Annotated in this window: 16 protein-coding genes and 1 tRNA gene; 7 read left to right on the forward strand and 10 right to left on the reverse strand. The window is 65.5% G+C overall.

Annotated elements, in window-relative coordinates:
• Positions 1-59: 59 nt before the first annotated feature.
• Both ACPUER_RS19135 and ACPUER_RS19140 read left to right on the forward strand, forming a co-directional pair.
• Positions 60-1,034, forward strand: coding sequence for a LysR family transcriptional regulator (locus ACPUER_RS19135; protein ID WP_310141474.1), 975 nt, complete (start codon positions 60-62; stop codon positions 1,032-1,034).
• 105 nt (positions 1,035-1,139) lie between these two features.
• Positions 1,140-1,385 (forward strand): hypothetical protein, encoded by a 246-nt coding sequence (locus ACPUER_RS19140; protein WP_425131872.1) that lies wholly within the window; start codon positions 1,140-1,142, stop codon positions 1,383-1,385.
• A 64-nt stretch (positions 1,386-1,449) separates the two neighbouring features.
• Here the strand turns inward: ACPUER_RS19140 and ACPUER_RS19145 are convergent, their stop codons facing one another.
• From ACPUER_RS19145 to ACPUER_RS19185, 9 genes are all read right to left on the reverse strand, one after another.
• On the reverse strand, positions 1,450-1,878 hold the full coding sequence (locus ACPUER_RS19145) for an ExbD/TolR family protein (RefSeq protein WP_006478310.1): 429 nt from the start codon (positions 1,876-1,878) through the stop codon (positions 1,450-1,452).
• A gap of 13 nt (positions 1,879-1,891) precedes the next feature.
• Positions 1,892-2,623, reverse strand: a complete 732-nt coding sequence (locus tag ACPUER_RS19150; protein WP_131945917.1) for a MotA/TolQ/ExbB proton channel family protein — start codon at positions 2,621-2,623, stop codon at positions 1,892-1,894.
• Positions 2,624-2,659: 36 nt separating this feature from the next.
• Complete coding sequence (locus ACPUER_RS19155; protein WP_175964175.1) at positions 2,660-3,394, reverse strand: energy transducer TonB; 735 nt, start codon at positions 3,392-3,394, stop codon at positions 2,660-2,662.
• Between the two features lie 218 nt (positions 3,395-3,612).
• A complete protein-coding gene (locus tag ACPUER_RS19160) occupies positions 3,613-3,849 on the reverse strand; it encodes a (2Fe-2S)-binding protein (protein WP_034183493.1) in 237 nt (78 codons plus the stop codon).
• A gap of 150 nt (positions 3,850-3,999) precedes the next feature.
• The gene (gene murI, locus ACPUER_RS19165) at positions 4,000-4,860 is read right to left on the reverse strand and encodes a glutamate racemase (RefSeq protein WP_425131873.1); all 861 of its coding nucleotides are present in this window, start codon (positions 4,858-4,860) and stop codon (positions 4,000-4,002) included.
• A gap of 28 nt (positions 4,861-4,888) precedes the next feature.
• Complete coding sequence (gene bfr, locus ACPUER_RS19170) at positions 4,889-5,365, reverse strand: bacterioferritin (RefSeq protein ID WP_174382342.1); 477 nt, start codon at positions 5,363-5,365, stop codon at positions 4,889-4,891.
• Between the two features lie 193 nt (positions 5,366-5,558).
• Complete coding sequence (locus ACPUER_RS19175; protein WP_034183495.1) at positions 5,559-7,082, reverse strand: fumarate hydratase; 1,524 nt, start codon at positions 7,080-7,082, stop codon at positions 5,559-5,561.
• A gap of 35 nt (positions 7,083-7,117) precedes the next feature.
• Positions 7,118-7,726 (reverse strand): TIGR00645 family protein, encoded by a 609-nt coding sequence (locus tag ACPUER_RS19180; RefSeq protein WP_425131874.1) that lies wholly within the window; start codon positions 7,724-7,726, stop codon positions 7,118-7,120.
• A 113-nt stretch (positions 7,727-7,839) separates the two neighbouring features.
• Positions 7,840-8,748, reverse strand: a complete 909-nt coding sequence (locus ACPUER_RS19185) for a DMT family transporter (RefSeq protein WP_425131875.1) — start codon at positions 8,746-8,748, stop codon at positions 7,840-7,842.
• 303 nt (positions 8,749-9,051) lie between these two features.
• On the opposite strand from ACPUER_RS19185, the gene acs reads away from it, so the two are divergent.
• The 3 genes from acs to ACPUER_RS19200 all read left to right on the forward strand — a co-directional run bounded on the left by acs (position 9,052) and on the right by ACPUER_RS19200 (position 13,483).
• Entirely contained in the window at positions 9,052-11,034 is a 1,983-nt protein-coding gene (gene acs / locus ACPUER_RS19190) for an acetate--CoA ligase (protein WP_310141501.1), read from the forward strand.
• Between the two features lie 85 nt (positions 11,035-11,119).
• Positions 11,120-11,464, forward strand: a complete 345-nt coding sequence (locus ACPUER_RS19195; protein WP_034183498.1) for a DUF4212 domain-containing protein — start codon at positions 11,120-11,122, stop codon at positions 11,462-11,464.
• Positions 11,465-11,467: 3 nt separating this feature from the next.
• The gene (locus tag ACPUER_RS19200) at positions 11,468-13,483 is read left to right on the forward strand and encodes a sodium:solute symporter family protein (protein ID WP_425131876.1); all 2,016 of its coding nucleotides are present in this window, start codon (positions 11,468-11,470) and stop codon (positions 13,481-13,483) included.
• A 106-nt stretch (positions 13,484-13,589) separates the two neighbouring features.
• Here ACPUER_RS19200 and ACPUER_RS19205 read toward each other — a convergent pair.
• Positions 13,590-13,680, reverse strand: a tRNA-Ser gene (locus ACPUER_RS19205).
• Between the two features lie 301 nt (positions 13,681-13,981).
• Between ACPUER_RS19205 and ACPUER_RS19210 the strand changes: the two genes are divergently transcribed.
• Positions 13,982-14,611: a LysE family translocator gene (locus ACPUER_RS19210; RefSeq protein ID WP_310141504.1), complete on the forward strand. Its 630-nt coding sequence runs from the start codon at positions 13,982-13,984 to the stop codon at positions 14,609-14,611.
• Between the two features lie 45 nt (positions 14,612-14,656).
• The gene (locus ACPUER_RS19215) at positions 14,657-14,848 is read left to right on the forward strand and encodes a hypothetical protein (protein WP_310141505.1); all 192 of its coding nucleotides are present in this window, start codon (positions 14,657-14,659) and stop codon (positions 14,846-14,848) included.
• Positions 14,849-14,930 lie beyond the last annotated feature (82 nt).

The following is a 14,930-nucleotide window of genomic DNA, read 5'->3' on the forward strand; positions in this document are numbered from 1 at the left end:
GTTTAACCGTTCGATTTGCGGCGGTTCGCAATGGATTGTTCTGAAATTGGAACGATGACATGAATATCGATGCGCATAACCTGAACGACCTGATGTACTTTTCGCAGGTCGTCGAACATGGCGGTTTCTCGGCTGCGGAGCGCGTGCTGGGCATCTCGAAATCGCGCCTGTCGCGGCGCCTGACCGAGCTCGAGGCGGCGCTCGGCGTGCGCCTGCTGCAGCGCTCGACGCGCAAGCTCGCGCTGACCGAGGCGGGAGAGCTGTTCTACCAGCATTGCCAGGCGATGCTCGCCGAAGCGCAGGCCGCGATGAACGCAGTGCAGCAGTTGCGCTCGTCGCCGCGCGGCTCGGTGCGGGTCAGCGTGCCCGTCACGCTGTCGCAGACGATGTTGTCGCGCATCCTGCCCGAATTCCTGCGTCGTTATCCGGAGGTGAAGGTGCACGTCCGCGTGACAAACCGCGTGATCGACCTGTTCGAGGATTCGGTCGACGTCGCGCTGCGAGTTCGCTCGGAACCGCCGCAGAACGCCAACATCGTCGTGCGGCCGCTGTGGCGCACCGAGCAGATGCTGGTCGGCGCGCCGAGCCTGCTGAGCCAGAATGCGCCGCCGCTGGTGCCGGACGACCTGACTTACTTCGAGACGCTCGATACGCCGAGCGTCGACGGGCGGCATGTGTTCAACCTGATCGCGCCGGACGGTACGCGTCATGTGCACGAGCACGACCCGCGGCTCGTGACGGCCGACCTGATGACGATTCGCGAGGCCGTGCTCGACGGCCTCGGCATCGCGGCGCTGCCGGAGATGATGTACGGCAACGCGCTGCGCGCGGGCCAACTGTCGCCCGTGATGCCGGGCTGGACGCTGCCGGTGCCGCAACTATATGCGGTGTTCGTGTCGCGGCAGGGGATGCCGCCCGCAGTGCGTGCGTTTGTCGACTACCTGGTCGAGAAGCTCGATCACGGCGCCTACAAGGAGCCGGATTGCCCCGAGCGCGCAAAGAACGACGCGGCGGCCGATGCTTCGGCGACCTGAACACGACGCGCACGACGAGGCAAATTTGTTTTGTCATTGAAGCGTCGCCGGCAATCGCAAGTTTCAATCGCCGGAACCTTGAATGCGCGGGCGGGCGGGCCTATATTGAAATCCCATTTCGTGAAGGAAGTTTCTGAGCGAAATCAGGTGGCCGCATATATTGCGAGCCAGATAGGGCAGAACGCGCAGTCCGTGCAGACCACGGTAGCCGCATTTGCGTTGCTCGAGGCGCAACCGATACCGCCGAAGAGCCCGCCGCCCGAAGGCGCCCGCGTGCGCATGAAAAAAGGCCTTCATCTGGCGATGAAGGCCTTTTACTTTGGGGACGCCCGGTTAGGGGCGGCCGGTTAGGTACGCCCGGTCAGGGACGGCCGGCTAACTAGGTGCACCCCGCGAGGTGCGAAACGCGCGTGCGTTACTTCGCTTTCGCGCCCGGCTCCGTCACGAAGCCGAGCTTCGTCAGGCCGCCGGCCTGCGCATCCGACATCACTTCGGCCACATGCTCGTATGCAACCTTGCGGTCCGCACGCAGGTGCAACTCCGGCTGCGGCGTGCGTTTCGCCGCTTCCGCGATGCGTGCCTGCAACTGTTCGCGCGTGACCGTGTGGTCGTCCCACAGGATCGTGCCGTCGCCCTGGATCGCGACGTCGACCGTCTGCGGCTTTTCGTCGACGGGCTGGCTGCTGGCGTGCGGCAGGTCGATCTTCACCGCATGCTGCATCGCCGGGATCGTCACGAGAAAAATGATAAGGAGTACGAGCATCACGTCGACGAGCGGCGTCATGTTGATCTCGCTCATCACGGCATCGTCGTCATCGTCGCTGAAACCGGTGTTCATCGCCATGGTTCACCTCGCCTCAGCTGGCGCGCGTCGCGAGACGCAGGCCGTCGCGCGTCGACGACGATGCGAGGCTCGCGCCCGTCACGAAGTACGCGTGCAGACCGTGCGCGAAGCGGCGCAGCTTGCTGACGACACCCTTGTTCGCGCGGGTCAGTGCGTTGTAGCCGAGCACGGCCGGGATCGCGACGAACAGGCCGAAGGCGGTCATGATCAGCGATTCGCCGACCGGGCCCGCGACCTGGTCGATCGACGTCTGGCCGGTTGCGCCGATCGCGAGCAGTGCGTGGTAGATCCCCCAGACCGTGCCGAACAGGCCGACGAACGGTGCCGTGCTGCCGATCGACGCGAGGATCGCGAGACCGCTCTGCATGCGCGAGATGCCTTCGTCCATCGTGTCCTTCAGGCAGCGCGTGACCCAGTCCGACACGTCCATACGGTCGTGCAGGTGCGGTTGCGTCTGGTGGTGGTGATCGGCGGCTTCCTTGCCCGACAGCGCGAGTGCGAGGAACGGGTTGTCGTTCGGCGTCGATGCGGCGAGGCCGAGCTTCTTGACGCCGTCGTCGAAATTGTCCGAATGCCAGAACGCCTGTTCGGCGTTCTTCGTGAGGCGGTTCAGGCGAATCACGTTCCAGCCCTTGATGACGATCACGATCCACGACAGGACCGACATCACGAGCAGCGTGATCGCGATGGCGCGCGTGACGAAATCACCTTGCGCCCAGACGTGCGCGATACCGTAGCTTTGCATTTTTTTGTTTCCTTTGAATCTTCCGGATGAGGCAGGTTAGTCGGTGAGCCCGAAGCTGTAGGGCTGTGTACGGGCGGCGCGGATCGCCTGGCCGTTCTCGATGTACGGACGGCAGGTGGTCGAACGCATCGCGTCGAGTGCGGCATCGTCGAGGCGCGGGTAGCCGCTGCTCTTCTGCAGATCGATGCTTTCGATCTTGCCGGTCACGCCGACGACGAAGTGAACGTAGGCTGTACCCGATTCGCCGCGGCGGCGCGACATCGACGGATAGTCAGGCTTCACGAAGTTGCATTGGAGCGTCGGCACGTTCTTCGGCGCGCTGACCTGCATCGTCTCGCGAGCCGGGCCAGGCGCGGCGGCCGGTGCTGCGGGAGCGGGCGCGGCCGGAGCGGGCGTCGGATCGGCGGCCGCCGGCGCAGGTGTCGGCGACGGGGCCGGCGATTGCGTAACCGGCTGAGGTGTCGGTTTTGCCGCTTTCGGCACCGGCTTCGGCTCGACCTTCGGCTTCACGCGCGGCACCGGCTTCGGCGGTGCCGGTTGCGGAATCGATTCGGCCGCGACCTGCTGGGCGATCGGTGCGGGCGTGATGAGTTGCGCGGTGATCGCCTGGACCTCGACCGATTTCGGTGGCGGCGCATTGCGATGCAGCCAGGCGGCCGTCAGCATGACCGCGTGTGCGGCAAGCACACCGACCGCGACGACGATCACTCGGGGATTCATACGTGGTGCAGCCGGCAAGACGCCGGCAGGAGCGGAATGCGAAGCCTGCATGTTAGCTTGAAAGAACGATGTCGCACCCGGGGCGCGGCGGGTGAATCGGCATCACTTGCGGAAGATCAGCAGCGAGATGCAAACGGTGGTCACGAATCCGATCAGCAATTCCATCACAGGCTCCTTGGCGGGTAAGCCGCTGGCTCGCGCAGACGGTGGCTTGCTGACGGTCAAAACAAAAAATGCGGCCGGGGCCGCATGCGCATACTCGGCGCCGGTCAGGCGGCCTTGCGTTCGTAGAACGTGACCGGGATCGGGTGAGCGTGATGCTCGACACCGCACCGGCTCGCGCAGACGCCTTGCTCGGCCATGAGGTCGCGTACGGACTCCTCGCACTTGCCGCAGCACGTGGCCACGCCGAGCTCGAACTGGAGTTCATCGAAAGAGTTTGCGCCCTCAGCGAGGGACGCGCGAATCTTGCGATCGGAAACAGACTTGCACACGCAGACGATCATGATGAGTTGCGATAGCTAACGTTAATGCGAATTATTATCATTAATTTTGCTGGCGTTGACAAGTCCGGGTCGGGCTTTTTTTAAGGTCATCGGACCCTTGAAACGGCGGGGGCGGCGCAGCCGCGTCGGGAGAGGGCGTGCCGGCCCGCGTCAGGCGGTCGCGCAGGCGCGCGCGTTCGGCGAGGAAATGGTGACGGATTCGACCGGCGCATCGAGACCGAGCAGCGTCGACGCGAGCGCCTGCAATTGCCGGCCGTCGCCGGTCGAGCAGAAGCGGGGCGAGGCGACGGGCGTGCCGGCGGGTGCACGCAGGCCGTGCTGGTCGAGCACGCGCGCGAGCTGGAGCGCGATCGCGTCGCTCGTGTCGATGATCGCCATGCGGTCGCCGACAATGTCACGAATCGTTGCGGTGAGAAACGGGTAGTGCGTGCAGCCGAGGACAACCGTATCGGCGCCGTCGTCCAGCATCGGTTGCAGATAACTGTCGAGCAGCGCGCGCAGCGCGGGCGAACCCGTGTCGCCGTTCTCGATTGCCTGCACGAGCCCGTGGCCCGGCTGACAGATGAAGCGGCAGCCGGCGCCGTGACGTTCGAGCAGCGCCTGGAAGCGCGCGCTGCGCAGCGTCGCCTGGGTGGCGAGCGCGCCGGCGACGCCGCTCGCGGACTGCTGGACGGCCGGCTTGATGCCCGGCTCGACGCCGACGAGCGGGATTGCGAGATGCTCGCGTACCGCCGCGATCGACTGGGCGGTCGCCGTATTGCAGGCGACGACGAGCGCCTTCGCGCCCTGGCGGACAAACCATTCGCCGATCGCGAGCGTGCGCTCGGTGATGAATGCGTCGTCGCGTTCGCCGTACGGGATGTAGCGCGTATCGGCCGTATAGACGAACGATTCGCCGGGCAGGTGCGCGCGCACGGCGCGCAGCACCGACAGGCCGCCGAGCCCCGAATCGAAGATTCCGACAGGGGCGGCGTGCATCGCGGGAGCGGCTGGCTGGTTCGTCATCGTCATGCGGACGGCGCGGTGGCGGGCGGGGCGATTACTCGGCCGAACCCATCATCGATTGCTGGTAGTTCTGGAGGCCGACCTTGCCGATCAGGTCGATCTGCGTTTCCAGCCAGTCGATGTGCTCTTCGGTGTCGTCGAGGATCTTTTCGAAGATCTCGCGCGACACATAGTCGCGAACCGATTCGCAGTAGGCGATCGCTTCCTTGCACGTGGCCTGCGAGATCTGCTCGAGCTTCAGGTCGCACTTCAGGATTTCTTCGGTTTCCTCGCCGACGAGCAGCTTGTGCAGGTCCTGCAGGTTCGGCAGGCCGTCGAGCATGAACACGCGCTCGATCAGCCAGTCGGCGTGCTTCATTTCGCCGATCGACTCGTCGTACTCGTGCTTGCCGAGCTTGTCGAGGCCCCAGTGCTTGTACATGCGCGCATGCAGGAAGTACTGGTTGATCGCCGTGAGTTCGTTCTTCAGTTGGGCGTTCAGATATTCGATGACTTTCTTGTCGCCTTGCATGGCTGTTCCTTGTTCAGTGGGGCTTCAGAAACCGAACGATAATCGCTCGAACGAGAAAAGCCAAGCCTCGAAGCCTTGTCGGGCCTGCCTTTTGCGTGTAATGAGAATCAGCCTTGAATAACCGGCTGCATACAATAATGAGAACGGGAAGCAAAAAGGCCGGACTTCCGTCCGGCCTTTCGTGCGATCGCGCTTAAGCGGCTGCGACCGGGATCTTGCCGATCTTCGCCTGCCACTCCTTCGGACCGGTCTGGTGCACCGACGTGCCCGACGAATCGACCGCGACCGTCACCGGCATGTCCTGCACGTCGAACTCGTAGATCGCTTCCATGCCGAGGTCTTCGAACGCGAGCACCTTCGCGCCGCGGATCGCCTTCGACACGAGGTAGGCCGCGCCGCCGACCGCCATCAGGTAGGCCGCCTTGTGCTTCTTGATCGCGTCGATCGCGACCGGGCCGCGCTCGGCCTTGCCGACCATAGAGATCAGGCCCGTTTGCGCGAGCATCGTCTCGGTGAACTTGTCCATGCGCGTGGCCGTCGTCGGGCCGGCCGGGCCGACCACTTCGTCGCGCACCGGATCGACCGGCCCGACGTAGTAGATCACACGGTTCGTGAAGTCGACCGGCAGCTTCTCACCCTTCGCGAGCATGTCGGCGATGCGCTTGTGCGCGGCGTCGCGGCCGGTGAGCATCTTGCCCGACAGCAGCAGCGTCTGGCCCGGCGTCCAGCTCGCGACTTCTTCCGGCGTCAGCGTGTTCAGGTCGACGCGCTTGCTGGTTTCCGTGTTCGGTTCCCACTGGACCTTCGGCCAGGCGTCGAGCGACGGCGCTTCGAGCTTGGCCGGGCCCGAGCCGTCGAGCACGAAGTGCGCGTGGCGCGTGGCCGCGCAGTTCGGGATCAGTGCGACCGGCTTCGATGCCGCGTGCGTCGGCGCGGCCATGATCTTCACGTCGAGCACGGTCGCCAGGCCACCGAGGCCCTGCGCGCCGATGCCGAGCGCGTTGACCTTCTCGTGCAGTTCGACGCGCAGCTCCTCGACCCAGTCCTTCGGGCCGCGCGCGATGATTTCCTGGATGTCGATCGGCTCCATCAGCGATTCCTTCGCCATCAGCATCGCCTTCTCGGCGGTGCCGCCGATGCCGATCCCGAGCATGCCGGGCGGGCACCAGCCCGCGCCCATCGTCGGGACCGTCTTCAGCACCCAGTCGACGATCGAGTCGGACGGGTTCAGCATCACGAACTTCGACTTGTTCTCCGAGCCGCCGCCCTTCGCCGCGACCTGCACGTCGACTTTGTCGCCCGGCACGATCTCGTAGTGGATCACGGCCGGCGTGTTGTCCTTCGTGTTCTTGCGGGCGCCTTCCGGCGGGTTGACGATCGACGCGCGCAGCACGTTGTCCGGGTGCGTGTAACCACGACGCACGCCTTCGTTGATCATGTCGGTGAGGCCCATCGTCGCGCCGTCCCAGCGCACGTCCATGCCGACCTTCACGAAGATCGTGACGATGCCGGTGTCCTGGCAGATCGGGCGCTTGCCTTCCGCGCACATGCGGCTGTTCGTGAGGATCTGTGCGATCGCGTCCTTCGCGGCCGGGCTCTCTTCCAGCTCGTACGCGCGGCCGAGTGCCTGGATGTAGTCGAGCGGGTGGTAGTAGCTGATGTACTGCAGCGAATCCGCGATGCTCTGGATCAGGTCTTCCTGTTTGATGACGGTCATGGCTGAGACTCTGTGAGGACAGTGGGGAATGCGTTTTATGCGTTGACGGCTGCTTCGGCCGGCTGGCGGGACGCGGTCGCGGCGGGCGCATGCGTCTCGTGGAAATGGGCCGGGTGCGTGTGGGTCGTCAGGCGGTCGACCCACGCCATCACGAGCGCCGACACGAGGAACGACACGTGGATGAGAACCTGCCACATGATCGCGTGCGTCGTGTGCTGGTCGGGGTTGATGAAGGTCTTCAGCAGGTGGATCGACGAAATGCTGATCAGCGCCATCGACAGCTTGACCTTCAGCACGCCCGCGTTCACGTGGTCGAGCCATTCGGGCTCGTCGGGGTGGCCTTCGATGCCGAGGCGCGACACGAACGTTTCGTAACCGCCGACGATCACCATGATCAGCAGGTTCGAGATCATCACCACGTCGATCAGGCCGAGCACCGCGAGCATCACGCTGACTTCGTCGAGGCCGGCCGCATGCGACAGCAGGTGCCAGACTTCCTTCAGGAACAGGAACACGTAGACGGCCTGCGCGACGATCAGGCCCAGGTAAAGCGGAACCTGGAGCCAGCGGCTCATGAAAATCAGCGCGGGAAGCGGGCGAAGCGGGCGGCGGGCGGGGTGGCCGGGCGAATGCGGGGCGGACATGATGGCGGTGCGGGCGCGGTGCGCAGGTATCGGGGGTAATCTTGAAAAGGCGCGCTATTGTAACGCGTCGGCCGGCGCGACTGCAGCGACGCGCCGGCACTGGCGGGGACCGATCAGGATGCGGCCGCCGGCACGCGTTTTGCGCGCAGGCTCGCGAGCACGATGCCGGCGACGACGCACGCGAGCGCGATGCCGTGCGCGAGCGTCGGGCGCTCGCCGAGGAATGCGATCCCGTACGCGGCCGCGGCGATCGGCAGTACCGCGCTGAACACGCCGGCGAGGCTGCCCGGCACGTGCCGGATGCCTTTCATCCATAACCAGAACGAGAAGATGCTGGCCGACAGGCCATACCAGACGACGAGCGCCCACGTGCCGGCCGGCACGCTTGCGTAATCGAAATGCCACAGCGCCGTCGCGCCGAGCGGCAGCATCAGGAACAGGCCGAACAGGTGCGTGTACGCGCAGATGTCGATCGGCGCGAGCGTCTGCGTGAGCCGGCGCGACAGGATCACGTAGATCGATTCGCAGCACACGGCGCCTAGGATCAGCAGGTTGCCGGTCAGCGAGCCGGATGCGTCGCTGGGGGCGCCGTGCGCGGCCGCGCTGCCGTTGGCGAGGTTGATCGTCACGACGCCGGCGATCGCGAGCGCGATCGACACGAGCGCACGGCCGTTCGGTTTCTCGCGCAGGATCAGCCATGCGAACAGTGCGACGATCGCCGGGATCGTGCTGGTGATGACGCCGGCCGCCACCGCGCTCGTGCGCTGCACGCCGTTGAGCATCAGCAGCGTAAACATGAAGGTGCCGAAGAACGCCTGCAGGAACAGGTTCAGCCATTCGCCGCGCTTGACCGCGCGCATCTTCACGGGGCTGAACAGCGGCCACAGCACGGCGATCGCGATCACGAAGCGCAGCGTGGCGAGGATGGCGACGGGGACGAATGCAACGATGGATTTACCGATACCGACGTTGCTGCCGACGAACAGCATCGACAGGATGAGGAAGAGGGCGTAGCGATTCAAGCTGGAATCCGGGGGGCGAGTTCAGTTAGGATTGTAGGGTCGCGGTCGTTACAGCGTAAAGCGCCGCCCGGCGTGCGAAACGGCCATGCCGCGTAAGTGACGGGTAAGTTGGAGCGCTTATCGTGGAAATTGCCGCGCCGCACGTTCATCGTCGTGTGACGTGGTGCGGTGCAGCATCGCGCGCAGCCTTCGCGGCCGCGTGCGGATGGGTGGGAGACAGCGGCGCACATGCGCCGGCCAAGACGCGCGGCGCGCACGATCGCGCCGCCATGCAGAGGATTCATGTTCACCAAGGGGTTGTCGATGTCTGCGATTGAATCGGTTCTTCACGAAACCCGCCAGTTTGCGCCGCCCGCGGCGCTCGAGCAGGCGGCGGCCATTTCCGGCATGCCGGCCTATCGCGCGCTCGTCGCCGAGGCCGAGCGCGATTACGAAGGCTTCTGGGCGCGTCTCGCGCGCGAGGGCCTCGCGTGGCACAAGCCGTTCACGAAGGTGCTCGACGAGAGCAACGCGCCGTTATACAAGTGGTTCGACGACGGCGAGCTCAACGCGTCGTACAACTGCCTCGACCGCCACGTCGAAGCCGGCAACGGCGAGCGTGTCGCGGTGATCTTCGAAGCCGACGACGGCACCGTCACGCGCGTCACTTATGCCGATCTGCTGGCACGCGTGTCGCGCTTCGCGAACGCGCTGAAGAAACGCGGGATCGGCAAGGGCGATCGTGTCGTCATCTACATCCCGATGTCGATCGAAGGCATCGTCGCGATGCAGGCCTGCGCGCGCATCGGCGCGACGCACTCGGTCGTGTTCGGCGGCTTCTCCGCGAAATCGCTGAACGAGCGCCTCGTCGACGTCGGCGCGGTCGCGCTCGTCACGGCCGACGAGCAGGCGCGCGGCGGCAAGACGCTGCCGCTCAAGAGCATCGCCGACGAGGCGATCGCGATGGGCGGCTGCGAAGCGGTGAAGAGCGTGATCGTCTATCGCCGCACCGGCGGCAAGATCGACTGGCATGCGGGCCGCGACCTGTGGATGCATGAGATCGTGGACGGCGAAGCCGACCGCTGCGAGCCGGAATGGGTCGGCGCCGAGCATCCGCTGTTCATCCTGTATACGTCGGGCTCGACCGGCAAGCCGAAGGGCGTGCAGCACAGCACCGGCGGCTACCTGCTGTGGGCCGCGCAGACGATGAAGTGGACCTTCGACTGGAAGCCGACCGACGTGTTCTGGTGCACGGCCGACATCGGCTGGGTCACCGGTCATACGTACATCACGTACGGCCCGCTCGCGTGCGGCGGCACGCAGGTCGTGTTCGAAGGCGTGCCGACCTACCCGGACGCCGGCCGTTTCTGGAAGATGATCGGCGACCACAAGGTCAGCGTGTTCTACACCGCGCCGACCGCGATCCGTTCGCTGATCAAGGCGGCCGACGCCGACGACAAGGTGCATCCGAAGAGCTATGACCTGTCGAGCCTGCGCATCATCGGTACGGTCGGCGAGCCGATCAATCCGGAAGCGTGGATGTGGTATCACAAGCACGTCGGCCAGGAGCGCTGCCCGATCGTCGATACGTGGTGGCAGACCGAGACGGGCGGCCACATGATCACGCCGCTGCCGGGCGCGACGCCGACGGTGCCCGGTTCGTGCACGCTGCCGCTGCCGGGCATCATGGCCGCGGTGGTCGACGAGACGGGCCAGGACGTGCCGAACGGTCAGGGCGGCATCCTCGTCGTCAAGCGCCCGTGGCCCGCGATGATCCGCACGATCTGGGGCGACCCGGAGCGTTTCAAGAAGAGTTACTACCCGGAAGAACTCGGCGGCACGCTCTATCTCGCCGGCGACGGCACCGTGCGCGACAAGGACACCGGGTACTTCACGATCATGGGCCGCATCGACGACGTGCTGAACGTGTCGGGCCACCGGCTCGGCACGATGGAGATCGAGTCGGCGCTGGTGTCGCACGAGCTGGTTGCCGAGGCGGCCGTGGTCGGCCGGCCGGACGACACGACGGGCGAGGCAGTGGTCGCGTTCGTGGTGCTGAAGCGTTCGCGTCCGGAGGGCGAGGAAGCGGCGGCGCTCGCGAAGACGCTGCGCGACTGGGTCGGCAAGCAGATCGGGCCGATCGCGAAGCCGAAGGACATCCGCTTCGGCGACAACCTGCCGAAGACGCGCTCGGGCAAGATCATGCGGCGCCTGCTGCGCTCGCTCGCGAAGGGCGAGGCGATCACGCAGGACACGTCCACGCTCGAGAACCCGGCCATCCTCGATCAGCTCGCCGAAGTGCGCTGATCTCACCTGTCGTGCGCCACGCGCGCATGAGCCCCTGCGCGGCAATCCCGATTGTCCGCGCAGGGGCTTTTTGCTAAACAACGGCATGACCGTTCCGACTCGTCCGGCGCCTGTCGCGCCGCCGCCCGTTCCCGAACCGCTCGCGCGTGCCCACGCGCGCTACTGGCGCTTCAATGTCGCGTTGATCGCGGTGCTGATGGCGATCGGTTTCTCGGTGTCGTTCATCGTGCCGTTCTTCGGGCCCGCGCTCGCCGGGGTCCGGTTTGCCGGCTTCAGCCTGCCGTTCTATGTCGGCGCGCAGGGCGCGATTCTCGTGTACCTCGTGCTGATCGTCGTCTACATCGGGCTGATGCAACGCGCGGACCGTACGCTGCGCCGCGCGTACGACGACCATGCGGCGCGCACCGGCAATGCGCACGGCGGGCGCTGATTCATGCTGACGCATCGACTGATACGCGCATACGCGCTCTACACGCTGGGTTTTCTCGGGTTCGTGCTGCTGATGTGGCGGATCGAGCGCGCGACCGGCTCCGGTGTCTGGATCGGCTACGTGTTCCTGTTCGTGCCGATCGCCGTGTATGCGGTGATCGGGCTGCTGTCGCGCACGTCCGATCTCGTCGAATACTACGTGGCCGGGCGGCGCGTGCCGTCCGCGTTCAACGGGATGGCGACGGCGGCCGACTGGCTGTCGGCCGCGTCGTTCATCGGCCTGGCCGGATCGCTGTACTCGACTGGCTACGACGCGCTGGCGTACGTGATGGGCTGGACGGGCGGGTTTTGCCTCGTCGCCTTCCTGCTCGCGCCTTATGTGCGCAAGCTCGCGCGCTACACGATTCCCGACTTTCTCGGCACGCGCTTCTCGAGCACGGCCGTGCGCGCGCTGGCGGCCGGCGCGGCGATCCTGTGTTCGTTCGTGTACCTGGTCGCGCAGATCCAGGGGATCGGGTTGATCGCGACGCGCTTCATCGGCGTCGATTTCGCGATCGGGATCTTTTGCGGGCTCGCGGGCATTCTCGTGTGCTCGTTTCTCGGCGGGATGCGCGCGGTCACGTGGACGCAGGTCGCGCAGTACATCATCCTGATCAGCGCGATCCTGATTCCGGTGTCGCTGATCGCGATGAAGAACGGGCTCGGCCCCGTGCCGCAGTTCAATTACGGCAAGCTGATGGAGCGCGTCGCGGCGCGCGAGGCGCAGGTGCGCGATGCGGCCGACGAGCAGCAGGTGCGCGACGCGTATCGGCGGCAGGCTGCGGACATCCAGACGCGGCTCGACCGGTTGCCGGCGTCCTATGCGGACGCGCGCAGGCATCTCGTCGACCAGCTCGCCGACTTGCGGCGCCACAACGGGCCGCTGCGCGAGATCAGCCAGCGCGAGCGCGAGCTGGCCGACTTCCCGCGCGATCCGGCGGCGGCGCGCGTCGCGTGGACGCAGGCGCGCGACGATCTGCTGGCCCGTGCCGAGCCGCCCGTGCCGATGCACGAGCCGTTTCCCGCCGCGAGCGACGACGAACGCAAGCCGCGCGAGCGGAATTTCCTCGCGCTGCTGATGTGCCTGTCGCTCGGCACCGCGAGCCTGCCGCATATCCTGACGCGCTACAACACGACCACGTCGGTCGCGTCGGCGCGCCGCTCGGTCGGCTGGACGCTGTTCTTCATCGCGCTGTTCTACCTGAGCGTGCCGGTGCTCGCGGTGCTGATCAAGTACGAGATCCTTGCGAACCTCGTCGGGCGGCCGTTCGCCGAATTGCCGGCGTGGGTCACGCAATGGCATCACTTCGAACCCGACCTGATCAGCGTCGTCGAGGTGATTCGCGACGGCATCGTGCACTGGTCGGAAATTCAGATGCAGCCGGACATGGTCGTGCTGGCCGCGCCTGAGATCGCGGGGCTGCCGTATGTCGTGTCGGGGCTGATCGCGGCCGGCGCGCTTGCCGCGGCGCTGTCGACCGCGGACGGGCTGCTGCTGACGATCGCGAACGCGCTATCGCACGATGTCTATTACTGCATGGTGGCACCCGACGCATCGAGCCAGCGGCGCGTGACGATCTCGAAGGTGCTGCTGCTCGGCGTCGCGCTGTTCGCATCGTATGTCGCGTCGCTCAATACGGGGAAGATCCTGTTTCTCGTTGGCGCGGCGTTCTCGCTGGCGGCATCGAGCTTCTTTCCGGTGCTCGTGCTCGGCGTGTTCTGGAAGCGCACGACGACGCGCGGCGCGATCGCCGGGATGGTGACGGGGCTCGCGGTGTGCGTGTACTACATCGTGTCGACCTATCCGTACTTCACGCAGTTGACGGGGTTCGTGGGGCGCACGTGGTTCGGGATCGAGCCGATCAGTTCGGGCGTGTTCGGCGTGCCGGCGGGGTTTGCGGTGGCGATTGCGGTGAGTTTGTGCGATCGGCGGCCGGATGAGTATACGCGGGCGTTGGTGGATTACATCAGGCATCCGTGACGCGGGAGGCGGGTGGATGGGGAGGGTGTCGGCGCCCCAAACGCCCAAAACGCCCAAAACGAAAAGCCCCTTGATTTGTCGGGAAATCAAGGGGCTTCTTGCATTCTGGCGGAGAGAGGGGGATTCGAACCCCCGATAGGCGATTAACCTATACACGCTTTCCAGGCGTGCGACTTAAACCACTCATCCATCTCTCCGGAAGACCGAGAGTATAGCAAACTCTGGCGGCGGCCCGCCACTCCCTTGCACGCACGTCAGAAATCCGTCGTCATCGACAGCCACACCGACCGCGGATCGCCCTGCGTCAGATAGCTGCCGATCGTCGACGACCAGTACGACTTGTTTACGGCGTCCACGTACTGCCGTATAGGGGCGAACGTGCGATCATTGGCCGTCCGTATTCGTCGCATCAAATCGGGCCTGCCGGTTGCGCCCCGCGTGGCCGACCAGGACGATGCAATCCGCTCGCACGGCTCCCATCAGAAGGAACGCCACATCATGTCGCTCTCCGCCTTGCTCGCATTTGCCCTGATCCTGTCCGTCGGCGTCGCGACGCCCGGCCCGACGGTGTTGCTTGCGATGAGCAACGGTTCGCGATACGGCTTGCGTCACGCGATGGTCGGCATGCTCGGCGCCGTCACCGCCGACGTCGTGCTCGTCGCGCTGGTCGGGCTCGGCCTTGGCGTGCTGCTCGACGCGTCGGAAACGGCGTTCGTGACGCTGAAGCTGCTCGGCGCGGCGTGGCTCGCGTATGTCGGCATCCGGATGCTGATGTCGAGCGGCCATTCCACTGCAGCGCAGGAACCCGAGCACCCGACGCCCGGTTGCCGGACCGCGTTCCTGAAGAGCTTTTTCGTCGCGATGAGCAACCCGAAGTACTACCTGTTCATGTCCGCGCTGCTGCCGCAGTTCGTCGACCGGTCGCACGCGATCGCGCCGCAATACGCGATCCTCGCGGCGACGATCGTCGCGATCGACGTCATCGGGATGACCGGCTACGCGCTGCTCGGCGTGCATTCGGTGCGCGTATGGAAAGCGGCCGGGGAGAGGTGGCTGAACCGGGTCAGCGGGTCGCTGCTGCTGATGCTCGCGGGGTACGTCGCGCTGTATCGCAAGACCGCGAACTGATGCGGCGATGCATCGGGAAAGCGGCATGCTCAAGTCGGCGCGGCAATGAAGCCGGTCGATCGCTATACGCTCGAAACGCACGACGGTCCGTACGAAGCGTGGCCGTCACGCACGCGTGTGCTCGTGGACGGCGTGCGCTCCTGTCTCACCGTTTCCGGCTACGTGCTGCTCCGCCAGTTCGAGACGCCGGCTGCCTATCTGCTCGTCACCGACTATGACTGCTTTGAAAGATTATGAATTTTAAAATCCTGTCAGACGGTTTGCTCAAGGGATTCTAAAATCCTTCAAAAGTTCGTCATCGCCCTGACAATTTGATATG

It is taken from the genome of Burkholderia sp. DN3021 (assembly GCF_049805555.1).
Lineage (GTDB): Bacteria > Pseudomonadota > Gammaproteobacteria > Burkholderiales > Burkholderiaceae > Burkholderia > Burkholderia pyrrocinia_C.

Coding starts and splice junctions, on each gene's coding strand:
- ACPUER_RS19135 (WP_310141474.1), top strand. CDS start 60: ATGAATATCGATGCGCATAACCTGAACGACCTGATGTACTTTTCGCAG.
- ACPUER_RS19145 (WP_006478310.1), bottom strand. CDS start 1,878: ATGGCGATGAACACCGGTTTCAGCGACGATGACGACGATGCCGTGATG.
- ACPUER_RS19150 (WP_131945917.1), bottom strand. CDS start 2,623: ATGCAAAGCTACGGTATCGCGCACGTCTGGGCGCAAGGTGATTTCGTC.
- ACPUER_RS19155 (WP_175964175.1), bottom strand. CDS start 3,394: ATGCAGGCTTCGCATTCCGCTCCTGCCGGCGTCTTGCCGGCTGCACCA.
- ACPUER_RS19160 (WP_034183493.1), bottom strand. CDS start 3,849: ATGATCGTCTGCGTGTGCAAGTCTGTTTCCGATCGCAAGATTCGCGCG.
- murI (WP_425131873.1), bottom strand. CDS start 4,860: ATGACGATGACGAACCAGCCAGCCGCTCCCGCGATGCACGCCGCCCCT.
- bfr (WP_174382342.1), bottom strand. CDS start 5,365: ATGCAAGGCGACAAGAAAGTCATCGAATATCTGAACGCCCAACTGAAG.
- ACPUER_RS19175 (WP_034183495.1), bottom strand. CDS start 7,082: ATGACCGTCATCAAACAGGAAGACCTGATCCAGAGCATCGCGGATTCG.
- ACPUER_RS19180 (WP_425131874.1), bottom strand. CDS start 7,726: ATGTCCGCCCCGCATTCGCCCGGCCACCCCGCCCGCCGCCCGCTTCGC.
- acs (WP_310141501.1), top strand. CDS start 9,052: ATGTCTGCGATTGAATCGGTTCTTCACGAAACCCGCCAGTTTGCGCCG.
- ACPUER_RS19195 (WP_034183498.1), top strand. CDS start 11,120: ATGACCGTTCCGACTCGTCCGGCGCCTGTCGCGCCGCCGCCCGTTCCC.
- ACPUER_RS19200 (WP_425131876.1), top strand. CDS start 11,468: ATGCTGACGCATCGACTGATACGCGCATACGCGCTCTACACGCTGGGT.
- ACPUER_RS19210 (WP_310141504.1), top strand. CDS start 13,982: ATGTCGCTCTCCGCCTTGCTCGCATTTGCCCTGATCCTGTCCGTCGGC.
- ACPUER_RS19215 (WP_310141505.1), top strand. CDS start 14,657: ATGAAGCCGGTCGATCGCTATACGCTCGAAACGCACGACGGTCCGTAC.